Annotated in this window: 9 protein-coding genes; 7 read left to right on the top strand and 2 right to left on the bottom strand. The window is 74.2% G+C overall.

All coding sequences use genetic code 11. From position 1 onward, the window contains the following. The first annotated feature begins 3 nt into the window (after positions 1 to 3). The 4 genes from ABT122_RS23005 to sucD all read left to right on the top strand — a co-directional run bounded on the left by ABT122_RS23005 (position 4) and on the right by sucD (position 5,879). Positions 4 to 2,286 (top strand): DUF5682 family protein, encoded by a 2,283-nt coding sequence (locus ABT122_RS23005; RefSeq protein ID WP_351555297.1) that lies wholly within the window; start codon positions 4 to 6, stop codon positions 2,284 to 2,286. Beyond that, positions 2,283 to 3,587 (top strand): vWA domain-containing protein, encoded by a 1,305-nt coding sequence (locus ABT122_RS23000; protein ID WP_351555282.1) that lies wholly within the window; start codon positions 2,283 to 2,285, stop codon positions 3,585 to 3,587. Before ABT122_RS23005 ends, ABT122_RS23000 begins: the two co-directional genes overlap by 4 nt. 215 nt (positions 3,588 to 3,802) lie before the next feature. Beyond that, the gene (gene sucC / locus ABT122_RS22995) at positions 3,803 to 4,978 is read left to right on the top strand and encodes an ADP-forming succinate--CoA ligase subunit beta (RefSeq protein WP_351555279.1); all 1,176 of its coding nucleotides are present in this window, start codon (positions 3,803 to 3,805) and stop codon (positions 4,976 to 4,978) included. Positions 4,979 to 4,994: 16 nt separating this feature from the next. Further along, positions 4,995 to 5,879 (top strand): succinate--CoA ligase subunit alpha, encoded by an 885-nt coding sequence (sucD, locus tag ABT122_RS22990; protein ID WP_351555277.1) that lies wholly within the window; start codon positions 4,995 to 4,997, stop codon positions 5,877 to 5,879. Between the two features lie 97 nt (positions 5,880 to 5,976). Here the strand turns inward: sucD and ABT122_RS22985 are convergent, their stop codons facing one another. Further along, a complete protein-coding gene (locus ABT122_RS22985) occupies positions 5,977 to 7,593 on the bottom strand; it encodes a sigma factor-like helix-turn-helix DNA-binding protein (protein ID WP_351555274.1) in 1,617 nt (538 codons plus the stop codon). 125 nt (positions 7,594 to 7,718) lie between these two features. Between ABT122_RS22985 and ABT122_RS22980 the strand changes: the two genes are divergently transcribed. Beyond that, entirely contained in the window at positions 7,719 to 9,701 is a 1,983-nt protein-coding gene (locus tag ABT122_RS22980) for a cell division protein PerM (RefSeq protein WP_351555294.1), read from the top strand. On the opposite strand, the gene ABT122_RS22975 is transcribed toward ABT122_RS22980, so the two are convergent. Beyond that, positions 9,691 to 10,488 carry a hypothetical protein gene (locus ABT122_RS22975; protein WP_351555271.1) on the bottom strand — a complete coding sequence of 266 codons (798 nt, stop codon included), beginning with the start codon at positions 10,486 to 10,488 and terminating at the stop codon, positions 9,691 to 9,693. The genes ABT122_RS22980 and ABT122_RS22975 overlap by 11 nt on opposite strands. Positions 10,489 to 10,896: 408 nt before the next feature. Here ABT122_RS22975 and purN point away from each other — a divergent pair, with 408 nt between their 5' ends. Both purN and purH read left to right on the top strand, forming a co-directional pair. Beyond that, entirely contained in the window at positions 10,897 to 11,532 is a 636-nt protein-coding gene (gene purN / locus ABT122_RS22970; RefSeq protein ID WP_351555268.1) for a phosphoribosylglycinamide formyltransferase, read from the top strand. A gap of 23 nt (positions 11,533 to 11,555) precedes the next feature. Beyond that, positions 11,556 to 13,139, top strand: coding sequence for a bifunctional phosphoribosylaminoimidazolecarboxamide formyltransferase/IMP cyclohydrolase (gene purH, locus ABT122_RS22965; protein ID WP_502976188.1), 1,584 nt, complete (start codon positions 11,556 to 11,558; stop codon positions 13,137 to 13,139). The last annotated feature ends 26 nt before the right edge of the window (positions 13,140 to 13,165 follow it).

The following is a 13,165-nucleotide window of genomic DNA, read 5'->3' as shown; positions in this document are numbered from 1 at the left end:
GCCATCGCGTCCGGCGCCGCCGGACGCGCGCCGTCCCCGTCCGGCCCGGAGCGGTACGCCGCACCCGGGGGCCGGGCCCGCCGGGACCCGGAGTGGGACGCGGTTCCGGGCAGCCCCGCCCGCTCCGGTGACCCCGCCCGCTCCGGCGACTCCGGATGGGACGCGGTGCCCGGACCGGGGCCGGCGGCCGGCGCGGCCGGCGGGCGGGGAGCGGTTCCGGCACGCGGCACCGGGGACACCGGGATCGACCCGCTCGCCGTGCTCGCCGAGACCGCCGGATACGACGACCCCGAGCGCTGGTGGGAGGATGTCGTCGAGCACCGCGCGGCAGAGCGCGGCGCCGATCCGCTCGCGCCTTTCGCCGTCCTCGCCGACGCCATGGGTGCCCTGCGCGCCGTCTACGGACACGGCGGGCACGAGCGGGACGCCGTCCGCGAGGCCTGGATGCGGCTCCGGCTGCGGGCCGCGCGCAAGGAGTTCGGGGACCGGATCGCCGTCGTCTGCGGGGCGTGGCATGTGCCCGCGCTCCGGGAGCGGACCACGATCGCCGCCGACCGGGCCGTTCTCAAGGGGCTTCCCAGAATCAGGGCCGAGATGACCTGGGTGCCCTGGACCCACCGCAGACTCGCCCGGCGCAGCGGCTACGGCGCCGGGGTCGACTCCCCGGGGTGGTACGGCCACCTCTTCCAGGCCCCCGACCGCCCCATCGAGCGCTGGCTGACCGCAGTCGCGGGCCTCCTCCGCGACGAGGACCGGATCGTCTCCTCCGCCCATGTCATCGAGGCGGTCCGGCTCGCCGAGACCCTCGCCGCCCTGCGCGGACGGCCCCTGCCCGGCCTGACCGAGACCACCGAAGCCGTCCAGGCGGTGATGTGCGACGGCTCCGCGGTCCCGCTCGACCTCATCCGGGACCGGCTGGTCATCGGGGATGTCCTCGGCGAGGTCCCGGACACCGCGCCCGCCGTCCCCCTCCAGCGTGATCTGCACCGGACCCAGCGCACCCTGCGGCTCCGCCCCGAGGCGCGGGAGCGGGAGGTCGCGCTCGACCTGCGCAAGGAGACCGACGCGGCCCGGAGCCGGCTGCTGCACCGGCTCCGGCTGCTCTCCATCGGCTGGGGCGAGCCCGTCGCCGGGCGGGGGAGCACCGGCACCTTCCGGGAGAGCTGGCGGCTGCGCTGGGAGCCCGAGCTGTCCGTCCGGGTCGCCGAGGCGGGGATGTGGGGCACCACCGTGCTCTCCGCCGCCACCGCGAGAGCCGAGCACCGGGCCGCCACCGCCGACCTCGCCGGTGTCACCGCGCTCGCCGAGGAGTGCCTCCTCGCCGGGCTCTCCGACGCCCTCCCGGTGGTGATGCGCGCGCTCGCCGACCGGGCCGCGCTCGACACGGACACCGGCCGGCTCGCCCGGGCCCTCCCCGCCCTGGCCCGCTCCCTGCGGTACGGGGACGTGCGCTCCACGGACACCACCGCGCTCGCCGAGGTCGCCACGGGTCTCGCCGAGCGGATCTGCGTCGGGCTGCCCCCCGCCTGCACCGGACTGGACGCCGACGGCGCCGAGGCGATGCGCGGCCATCTCGACGCGGTGCACACGGCCATCGGGCTACTGCCCGCCGCGGAGGACCTGGGCGGGCGGTGGAGCGCCGTCCTGCACCGGCTCGCCGCCCGCGACACCGTGGCCGGAGTGATCCGGGGCCGGGCCGCCCGGCTCCTCCTGGACGAGGGCCGGCTCGACCGGGACCGGGCCGCCCGGCTCATGGGCCTGGCCCTCTCGGCGGGCACCCCGCCCGCCGAGGCGGCCGCCTGGATCGAGGGCTTCATCGGCGGCACCTCGGGCGGCGGGATGCTCCTCGTCCACGACGAGCGGCTGCTCGCCCTGGTCGACGGCTGGCTGGCCGGTGTGCCGGCGGAGACGTTCACGGCGGTGCTGCCGCTGCTGCGCCGCACCTTCTCCGCCCATGAGGCGGGTGTCCGGCGCACCCTGGGCGAGCTGGTCCGCCGGGGCCCGGGCCAGACGGCCGGCGGGGCCGGGGCGGCGGCCGGGGCGATACCGGGGTTCGGGGCCGGTCTCCACCGGGAGCGGGCCGACGCGGTGCTGCCGGTGCTCCGGCTGCTCCTCGGTCCGGCCGCCGGGCCCGGCACGAGCGGCACGGACGGCCCACCGGAACCACCGGGCACGGGCGCCACGGGCGCCACCAGCGGCGGGGGCGGTGCGGACCGCACAGGCGCGGCCGGCCCCGCCGGGACCGCGGGAACCGACATCAAGAATCTCTCGGGGGTGGGGACATGAGCCCGACAGCAGCACAGACGGACCGCGCCGGCCGGCCCGGCCCGGTGGACCGCGCGGCCCCGGCCGCCGACCCCGCCGCTCCCGCCGCTCCCGCCCACCCGGCCGCCGACCCCGCCCACCCGGCCGCCGCCCCCGCCGACCCCGCCGAGCGGGTGCGGCGGTGGCGGCTGGTGCTCGGCGGCGGTCCGGCCGACGGCACCGGTCACACCCTCACGGGGACGGACCCGGCGATCGACTCCGCCCTGACCTCCCTCTACGGCCGGGCCGGTGGCGCGGGCAGCGGTCACACCCCGGGCGACGGCGCCGGGCGGGGCCGGGGCGCCGGGCTCGGGGCGTCCGCGCCCTCCGTGGCCCGCTGGCTCGGCGACATCCGCACCTACTTCCCCACCCCCGTCGTGCAGATCATGCAGCGCGACGCCATCGACCGGCTCGGCCTCTCCGCCCTGCTCCTGGAGCCCGAGATGCTGGAGGCGGTCGAGCCGGATGTCCATCTGGTCGCGACCCTGCTCTCCCTCAATGAGGCCATGCCCGAGACCACCAGGGAGACCGCCAGGGCGGTGGTGCGGAAGGTGGTCGAGGAGCTGGAGCGCAGGCTCACCACCCGCACCAGGTCAGCACTGGCCGGGGCGCTCGACCGGTCCACCCGGGTCAGCAGGCCCCGCCACCGGGACATCGACTGGGACCGCACCATCCGGGCCAACCTCAGGAACTACCTCCCCGAGTTCGGCACCGTGGTCCCCGAGCGCCTCATCGGCCACGGGCGCGCCTCCCTCTCGGTGCGGAAGGAGGTGGTGCTCTGCGTCGACCAGTCGGCCTCCATGGCGGCCTCGGTGGTCCACGCCTCCGTCTTCGGCGCGGTGCTGGCCTCGATGCGCGCCATCGCCACCCGGCTCGTCGTCTTCGACACCTCCGTCGTGGATCTCACCGACGAGCTGGACGACCCGGTCGATGTCCTCTTCGGCACCCGCCTCGGCGGCGGCACCGACATCAACCGCGCCCTGGCCTACTGCCAGTCGCGCATCACCCGCCCCGCCGACACCGTCGTCGTCCTGATCAGCGATCTGTACGAGGGCGGCATACGGGACGAGATGCTGAGGCGGGTGGCCGCGATGAAGGCGTCGGGCGTCCAGTTCGTGGCCCTGCTCGCCCTCTCCGACGAGGGCACCCCGGCGTACGACCGGGAGCACGCCGCCGCCCTCGCGGCGCTCGGCGCCCCCGCCTTCGCCTGTACGCCGGATCTCTTTCCCGAGGTCATGGCGGCGGCGATCGAGAAGCGCCCCCTGCCGGTACCCGCTCCCTGACGCCATCCGCCCCGATCCCGCCTGTGACCGTTATCACCACTGATGTGTGACCTCCGATTTAGGGACGCAGGAGCCACGGGGATACTCTGCGAGGCGGACATGCCGCGTGCTCGGACACCGTGTGCGCCTTCCTTGTGACATCGCAGTCACGTTGCCCTTCGCGGCACGCCCACGCAGACAACGAACCGCGATCATCAGAAAAGGGACGGACGCGCGTGGACCTGTTCGAGTACCAGGCGAGGGACCTCTTCGCCAAGCACGGTGTACCGGTGCTGGCCGGTGAAGTCATCGACACGCCTGAGGCGGCGCGCGAGGTGACCGAGCGTCTGGGCGGCCGGTCGGTCGTCAAGGCGCAGGTGAAGGTCGGTGGCCGAGGCAAGGCCGGCGGCGTGAAGCTGGCCTCCAGCCCGGAAGACGCTGTGGAGAAGGCCGGCCAGATCCTCGGCATGGACATCAAGGGCCACACGGTCCACAAGGTCATGCTGGCGGAGACCGCCCCCGAGATCGCCGAGGAGTACTACGTCTCGTACCTCCTCGACCGCACCAACCGCACCTTCCTGGCCATGGCCTCCGTCGAGGGCGGCATGGACATCGAGGAGGTCGCGGCCAACAAGCCCGAGGCCCTCGCGAAGATCCCGGTCAACGCCAATGAGGGTGTCGGCCCGGAGAAGGCCCGCGAGATCGTCGCGGCCGCGAAGTTCCCGGCCGAGGTCGCGGAGCAGGTCGCCGACATCCTGGTGACCCTCTGGAAGACCTTCATCGCCGAGGACGCCCTCCTCATCGAGGTGAACCCGCTGGCCAAGGTCGCCGACGGCCGGGTCATCGCCCTCGACGGCAAGGTCTCCCTCGACGAGAACGCCGACTTCCGCCAGCCGGAGCACGAGGCCCTGGAGGACAAGGCCGCGGCCAACCCGCTGGAGGCCGCGGCCAAGGCCAAGAACCTCAACTACGTCAAGCTCGACGGCGAGGTCGGCATCATCGGCAACGGCGCCGGTCTGGTCATGTCGACCCTCGACGTCGTCGCCTACGCCGGTGAGAACCACGGTGGCGTCAAGCCCGCCAACTTCCTCGACATCGGCGGCGGCGCCTCCGCCGAGGTCATGGCGAACGGCCTGGAGATCATCCTCGGCGACGCGGACGTCAAGTCCGTCTTCGTCAATGTCTTCGGTGGCATCACCGCCTGTGACGAGGTCGCCAAGGGCATCGTCCAGGCCCTGGAGCTGCTGAAGGAGAAGGGCGAGGACGTCACCAAGCCGCTGGTCGTGCGCCTCGACGGCAACAACGCGGAGCTGGGTCGCAAGATCCTTTCCGACGCCAACCACCCGCTCGTGCAGCGCGTGGACACCATGGACGGCGCGGCCGACAAGGCCGCCGAGCTCGCGGCGAAGTAAGGGAATCCAGACCACCATGGCTATCTTCCTCACCAAGGACAGCAAGGTCATTGTCCAGGGCATGACCGGTGCCACGGGCATGAAGCACACCAAGCTCATGCTGGGTGACGGCACCAACATCGTCGGCGGTGTGAACCCGCGCAAGGCCGGGACGAAGGTCGACTTCGACGGCACCGAGGTCCCCGTCTTCGGCACGGTCGCCGAGGCGATGAAGGAGACCGGCGCCGACGTGTCCGTCCTCTTCGTGCCGCCGGCCTTCTCCAAGGCCGCCGTCATCGAGGCGATCGACGCCGAGATCCCGCTCGCCGTCGTCATCACCGAGGGCATCGCGGTCCACGACTCGGCCGCCTTCTGGGCGTACGCGATCAGCAAGGGCAACAAGACCCGGATCATCGGTCCGAACTGTCCCGGTCTGATCACCCCCGGCCAGTCCAACGCCGGCATCATCCCGGGCGACATCACCAAGCCCGGCCGTATCGGACTGGTCTCCAAGTCCGGCACGCTGACCTACCAGATGATGTACGAGCTGCGCGACATCGGCTTCTCCTCGGCCGTCGGCATCGGTGGCGACCCGGTCGTGGGCACCACCCACATCGACGCCCTGGCCGCCTTCGAGGCCGACCCCGACACCGAGCTGATCGTGATGATCGGCGAGATCGGCGGCGACGCCGAGGAGCGTGCGGCCGACTTCATCAAGGCGAACGTCACCAAGCCGGTCGTCGGCTATGTCGCGGGCTTCACCGCCCCCGAGGGCAAGACCATGGGCCACGCCGGCGCCATCGTGTCGGGCTCCTCCGGCACCGCGCAGGCCAAGAAGGAGGCCCTGGAGGCCGCGGGCGTGAAGGTCGGCAAGACCCCGACCGAGACGGCCAAGCTGGCGCGCGAGCTGCTCAACGGCTGACGCGTACCGCACCACCCGTGACACAGGGGCCCGTGCCCCCGGCTCAGCCGGAGGCACGGGCCCCTGTGCCGTGTCCGGGGCCCGGACCCGGGGGGAGTCAGGGAATCCGGGGGACCAGCCGCCCCGGCCCGTGGGCCGGTTCGGAGCGCAGCCTGTCGCGCAGCTTCCGGTCCCCCTCGGTGAGCCGCTGGGGGCCGGCGTGCGGCGGGATGCCCGAGACCCGCTGCCCCGGCGCCACCTCCGGCTGATAGCTCCGGTCCGCCGTGACCAGGGTGAACCCCGTCGCGCCGATGATCAGCGCGGTCAGGGTGAGCGCGGTCCTGGTCCAGAACCAGACCACCCGCTCGCTGCCCTCCCGTACCGAGCGCGCGGGGGCGGGCTGGGGGACCGGGCAGGCGTCCGCGAGGTCCGTCAGCAGATCGTGGAGGGAGTCGGGCTCGCCGAGCCCGAGCCGGCGGGCGATGGCCCGGCGGGCGTTGAGCAGCCGGTTGGCCGTGGCCGGGGTGCTGGCCTCGGTCTCGGCCGCGGTCTCCGGGAGATCCAGGCCCAGACCGTCGTAGAGCACCAGCGTCCGCCGGTACGGGGGCGGCAGCTCCAGCAGCGCGTCGAGCAGCGCCCGCCGCTCCGGGTCCAGGGGAGGGGAGTCGGGGTGCCGGTGGGAGGGCCGCAGCCGCTGCCAGGGCGACATCGCGCACTCGTACGCGGCGATCCGCACCCACCCCACCGGGTCCCGGTCGCGGGCGACCTCGGGCCAGCTCTGCCAGGCGAGGTGGAAGGCGCGTTCGACGGATTCATGGGAGAGCCGCCGGCGGCCGGAGAGCAGATAGGCCTGGCGTACGAGACCGGGGGCGGCGTGCGCGTAGAGCGCGTCGAAGGCGTCGGCGGGCGACTGCTCCATCCCCGGTTCCGATGTCACCCCCGGGACCGGCCGCGCGTCCGGGCCCGGCTTCTCCACGGGCTCAGGGGGCGCGTCCGGGGGCGGCGCGGGCCGCTCCGGCCGGGCGGCCGGGTGGACGACGGGGGGTGCCGTCCTCGGCGGGTGCGACGGGGCCGGGCGGGCGGCGCGCTTGACGGCGGGGGCGGGGCGGGTGAGGGAGTGCGGCTGTCCGGGCTTCTCGGGGGAGGCGGTGCCTCCGGGCCCGCCCGCGCTCGCGGGGTCGCTCCGCGCGTCGATCGCGCCTCCGGCCTTGAGCCTGACCTCGGCTTTGGCCTCGGCTTTGCCCTTGCCCTTGACCTCGGCCTTGCCCTTGACCTCGGCCTGCGCCTTGGCCTGGGCCTGCGCCTCGGGCTCGGCCTGCGCCTTGGCCTTCACCTCGGGCTCGGCCGGCGTCGTGCCGGTGGCCTCGGCCGTGGTCCCCGTCCCGGCTCCCGCTCCCGCTCCCGCTGCCGCTGCCGGCTGAGCCGGGGTCAGCACTTCGGCCCCGGCATCGGGTGCGTGCCCGGCCCCCGCCCCGGCCTCGGGTGCGAGCCCGGACCCGGACCCCTCGGTGCCGGGTGCCCGTCCGGGGCACTCCAGCAGCCTCGCGTACACCTCGCGTCTGCGGCCCCTCGGCTCGCTGCGGCCCTTCTCCCACGCGCGGACCGTCGCCCGGGTGACGCCGACCGCCGCTGCCACCTCCTGCTCGCTCATCGACTTCGCCTCGCGCAGTCTGCGCCGCTCCTTGGGAGAGGGCAGGGGGTTGTCCGCGGCGGAGTGGGTGGTGCCCTGCGTCATGAAGAACTCCCCGAAGCGCAGCACTCGGCATAAAAGTACATAACCGTATCTTGAGCGACACAACGGTTATTCGCCTGTTACATGGATAAAGCGCGTGTCGTTGGCAGCATGGCGGCGTGACCCAGATGACCGATCACGGCCCGCCGTACTCGCAGACCCCGGTCCTCGTGCAGGGCGGGCGGCGAGCCGCCCTGATGGCGTGTCTCGTGCGCGGGGCGACCGCCGCCGGGCTGGGGCTCGGCGCGGTCACCGTGCTGGTGATGGCGGTGTGGATCAGCTCCCCGTACCCGGACAACGGGCCCGAGGGAGCGCTGCACACCGCCGCGGCCTGCTGGCTGCTGGCCCATGGCACCGAACTCGTCCGCGCCGGCACCCTCTCCGGGACCCCCGCCCCGATCGGTGTCGTACCGCTGCTGCTGATGGTCCTGCCGGTCTGGCTGATCCACCGGGCCGCGCGCGACGGGCTGGTGCCGGATGAGGACGGACGGCTGCCACGGCCCGCCCCCTGGGGTGCGGTATGCGCGGTCAGCCTGGGATATCTGCTGGTCGGCGCGGTGGTGACGCTCTACGCGGCGGGCGGGCCGCTGACCGCTGACCCCTGGAGCGCGCTGGTCCGGATGCCGCTGGTGACCGGCTGCGCGGCGGTGGCCGGGGTGTGGACGGCAAGCCGCCGCCCCGATGGGCCGCTGCCCGAGTGGCTGCCGGGGCGGGTACGCGTCCTGCTGGCCCGCACCCGGGTGACCGTGGCGCTGCGGTCGGCGGCGGCCGGAGCGCTGGTGCTGATCGGCGGCGGCGCGCTGCTGGTCGGGTCGGCGCTGGTGTGGCACGCGGACGCCGCCCAGGACTCCTTTCTCCACCTCGCCGGCGGCTGGTCGGGCCGGCTCGCGGTGCTGCTGCTGGCCGTCGCGCTGGTGCCCAACGCGGCCGTGTGGGGGGCGGCGTACGGCCTCGGGCCCGGGTTCGCGCTCGGTACGGGGTCGGTCGCCACGCCGCTGGCGGTCACCGGCGACCCCGCCCTGCCGCGCTTCCCGCTGCTCGCCGCCGTCCCGGCGGAGGGGCCGGGCACGCCGCTGAACTGGGCGTGTGCGGCCCTGCCCGTGGTGGCCGCGCTGGTGATCGCCCGGTTCACGGTGGAGGCGGCCGCGCCCCGCCACGGGGAGCGGGAGAGCGCGTGGAGCATGCGGGACACCGCGCTGGCCGCGGGGCTCGGCGCGGCCGGGTGCGGGGTGCTGATGGCGCTGGCGGCGGCTGCCGCCGGGGGCCCGATGGGGACGGGGCGGCTGGTGGCGTTCGGTCCGGTGTGGTGGCGGACGGGCGCGGTGGCCCTGGGCTGGTCGCTGCTGATCGCCGTGCCGCTGGCGGTGGTGGTGCGCACCTGGCGGGTGCTCATGGCGGCCTGGACGGGCCGGGGCATGGGGGTGGGCCGGCCCGGCCGGTGGCCGTTCGGCGGAACGCGTGGCGAGGGGGGCGCGAAGGCGCACGGGGAGGCGCCGGACGAGACGCCGTCCGACACGCTCTCCCGGGCGCCGGTCCCGCCGGTGGGCGGAACGATGGGCGAGGGGTACGACTTTCTGCCGGAGCGCCCGGTGCGGGGGGCGGCCGGTGCGGGGGAGGCCCAGGACGGCCCCGCGCCATCGGGTCCCGGGCAGCCGCGGGACCTGGACCGGCCGCGGGACCCCGACCGGGCGGAGCACCCGGAGCGGGCACAGGACCCCGACCGGGCACAGGACCCCGGCTCCGGACCGGCCCAGGAGCCGGCACGGCAGCCCGAGCGCGAGGCACGGCCCGAGCCCGAGCCGCAGCCCGAGCCGGCACCGCTGCCCGAGCCCTGGGCGGCTCCCGCGAGCCCCTGGCCCCGGGCCCCCGCCCCCTTCGGCTGGCCCGCACCCACCGGCAGGGAGACCACCGGAACCCCGACGCGCACCGGGGCCACCGGAACCCCGGCGAGCACCGGAGCCCCGACGAGCACCGAATCCACGGAGAACACGGAGAGCACGGAGCACACGAAGAACACGGAGAGGGCGGCAGGCCCCGAGGCCACCGCCGCCTCCCCCGGGCAGTCGCCAACGCAACCGCCCGGGGACGGGCCGGAGCGGCCTACTCCTTGACGCCGATCACATCCCGCAGCGGCTTCGGCAGCTCCTGGTTGCAGGAGAGCTGGGCCTCCTTCGTCAGCGCGTCCCGCTCGCAGGTGTAGAAGTCGCGGTAGACGAGCTGAGCGGTGAAGGCCGCGGCCACGATGGCCAGCGCGATGCCGCCCATCACCAGCCCGGTCACCGCGGCCGTCCGCTGCGACCGGTTGGACAGCGACTTGTCGCCCCCCTGTGCGGCACCGGGCGCGGTCCCGGCCGGGGGTGCGGGTGCGGGGGCGGTCATCGCGTCGGCGCCCACGCGTCCGCTCTTCTGCGGCGCCCGCAGCGAGCTGATCGACCAGTACAGCGCCAGCGCGCCGAGCAGCAGCGCGATCTCCGTGAAGTCGAAGATCGCGAAGAAGAACGCCCACATGCCCGAGAGCAGCGCGTACCGCGCGCGGCGCTGGGACGGATCGGTCGGGTCCCAGCGCATGCCCCCCGAGGGGCCCTGCTTGTCGCCGTTCTGCCCGTTCGGTCCGGGGCGGCCGCCGAAGCCGCCGCCGGACGAGCGGCCCGGCTGGCGGCTGCTCCACTGGCCGCCCCAGCCGCCCCGCCCGCCCCGGTCGCCCGATGAGCCGTCCGAGGAACCGTCGGAGGAGCCGGACCCCGACTGATCGGGATTGTCGTTCGAGTTCGAGGGCTGCCGCGGCTGCCACGGCTGGTCCGGCTTCCCCTCCGGCGGTGGCGCGAAGGGGTTGTTGTCGTCGGTGGACTGGCGCTCCCGCGGCAACAGGAGGTCCGTACGGCGGCGTCGGTCCGGCATCTGGTGAACGTCTTCCCCTCAGACCCTTGTGCAGACGGGCCGTGTGTCGTCGTGCCCGTCGGAAGACGGGTGGTTGTCCCCTGACGCTACCTCCCGGCCACGCCCCCGTCCCGTGGGGGCCGTCCCGTGTGCCGGTATCGTTGCTGACGGTCGGCCTCTTCGTAGAGTTCCCCGTATCGGGGATCACGATTCGTTCGTACGACCGTACAAGTACGCAGGCTTCCGTTTCCGCGCGGGAAAACCGCGGGGAGACGCACGGCCGGCCGCATCCGCGCAGTCCACCACGCAGTCCACGCAGGTCCACGAACCATCCACGCAGGCCCCCGCACGATGACGCACGACCGCGCCCGTCCCACGGGCACCGCACCGGCAACCGCACTGGCAACGCACGCGAGAAAGAGACCCGCTGTGGCCTCCCCGCCCCCCTCCTCCCGCCCCGCCCGTCTGGTGGTCCTGGTCTCCGGCTCCGGTACCAACCTCCAAGCCCTTCTCGACGCCATCGCCGCCGACCCCGAGGGCTTCGGCGCCCGGGTGGTCGCCGTCGGAGCCGACCGGAACGGCATCGCCGGCCTGGACCGGGCCGAGCGGGCCGGGCTGCCGACATTTGTCTGCCGGGTGAAGGACCACGACTCCCGTGACGCCTGGGACCGCGCGCTGGCCGAGGCCACCGCCGCGTACGAGCCGGATCTCGTCGTCTCGGCCGGATTCATGAAGATCGTGGGCAAGGAGTTCCTCGCCCGGTTCGGCGGACGGGTCGTCAATACGCACCCCGCCCTGCTGCCCAGCTTTCCCGGGGCCCACGGAGTGCGCGACGCGCTCGCGTACGGCGCCAAGGTCACCGGGTGCACCGTCCACTTCGTCGACGACGGCGTCGACACCGGTCCGATCATCGCCCAGGGCGTGGTCGAGGTCCGGACCGCGGACGATGAAGCCGCTCTGCACGAGCGGATCAAGGAAGTCGAGCGAGCGCTGCTCGTCGAGGTCGTGGGGCGTCTGGCCCGTCACGGCTATCGCATTGAGGGACGAAAGGTAGTTTTCCCGTGACTTTTGACGCTACTGAGGCCAGTGTGGCTGCCGTCGCTGCCGAGGCTGCTGTGGCCGGGAAGCGGGCCATCCGGCGCGCGCTGATCAGCGTGTACGACAAGACGGGCCTGGAGCAGCTCGCGCTCGGTCTCCACCAGGAGGGTGTGGAGCTGGTCTCCACCGGCTCGACCGCCGCGCGGATCGCCGCCGCCGGGGTGCCCGTGACCCCGGTCGAGGAGCTGACCGGCTTCCCCGAGTGCCTGGACGGCCGGGTCAAGACGCTGCACCCCCGGGTCCACGCCGGAATCCTCGCCGATCTGCGGCTCGACTCCCACCGGGAGCAGCTCGCGGAGCTGGGCGTCGAGCCCTTCGGCCTCGTGGTCGTCAACCTCTACCCGTTCCGGGAGACCGTCGCGTCCGGCGCCTCCCCGGACGAGTGTGTCGAGCAGATCGACATCGGCGGGCCCTCGATGGTCCGCGCCGCGGCCAAGAACCACCCCTCGGTCGCCGTCGTCACCAGCCCCGGGCGGTACGAGGACGTGCTCACCGCGGTCCGCGGCGGCGGCTTCGACCTGACCGCCCGCAAGCGTCTCGCCGCCGAGGCTTTCCAGCACACCGCCGCGTACGACGTCGCCGTGGCCTCCTGGTTCGCCTCCTCGCACGCCCCCGCCGACGAGTCGGGCTTCCCCGACTTCGTGGGCGTCACCTACCAGCGCTCGCACGTGCTGCGCTACGGCGAGAACCCGCACCAGGCCGCCGCGCTGTACGTGACCGCCGCCGGCGGCGGGCTGGCCGGCGCGGAGCAGTTGCACGGCAAGGAGATGTCGTACAACAACTACACGGACACGGAGGCCGCGCGGCGCGCCGCGTACGACCACGCCGAGCCGTGTGTGGCGATCATCAAGCACGCCAACCCCTGTGGCATCGCGACCGGGGCGGATGTCGCCGAGGCCCACCGCAAGGCGCACGCCTGCGACCCGCTCTCCGCGTTCGGCGGGGTGATCGCGGTCAACCGGCCGGTCTCGGTGGCCATGGCGGAGCAGGTGGCGGAGATCTTCACCGAGGTCGTCGTCGCCCCGGCGTACGAGGACGGCGCCGTCGAGGTGCTCGCCCGCAAGAAGAACATCCGGGTGCTGCGCTGTACCGGGGCGCCCACGGCCGCCGCCGAGGCCAAGCCGGTGGACGGCGGGGCGCTGGTGCAGATGACCGACCGGCTCCAGGCGCCGGGCGACGACCCCGCGAACTGGACCCTGGCCTCCGGCACGGCGCTGGACGCCGATGAGCTGGCCGAGCTGGCCTTCGCCTGGCGGGCCTGCCGCGCGGTGAAGTCCAACGCGATTCTGCTGGCCAAGGGCGGTGCCTCGGTCGGGGTCGGCATGGGTCAGGTGAACCGGGTGGACTCCGCCAAGCTCGCGGTGGAGCGCGCGGGCGAGGAGCGGGCGCGGGGCGCGTACGCCGCGTCGGACGCCTTCTTCCCGTTCCCGGACGGGCTGGAGATCCTCACGGCCGCCGGTGTCCGGGCCGTGGTCCAGCCGGGCGGATCGGTCCGTGACGAGCAGGTGATCGAGGCGGCGGATAAGGCCGGCGTGACGATGTACTTCACGGGCACGCGCCACTTCTTCCACTGACCGGTACGGCCCGGTACTGATCGGGT

It is taken from the genome of Streptomyces sp. NPDC001985 (assembly GCF_040296845.1).
GTDB lineage: Bacteria > Actinomycetota > Actinomycetes > Streptomycetales > Streptomycetaceae > Streptomyces.
Note: the sequence above shows the minus strand (reverse complement) of the source record. Positions and strands in the feature narration are given on the sequence as shown.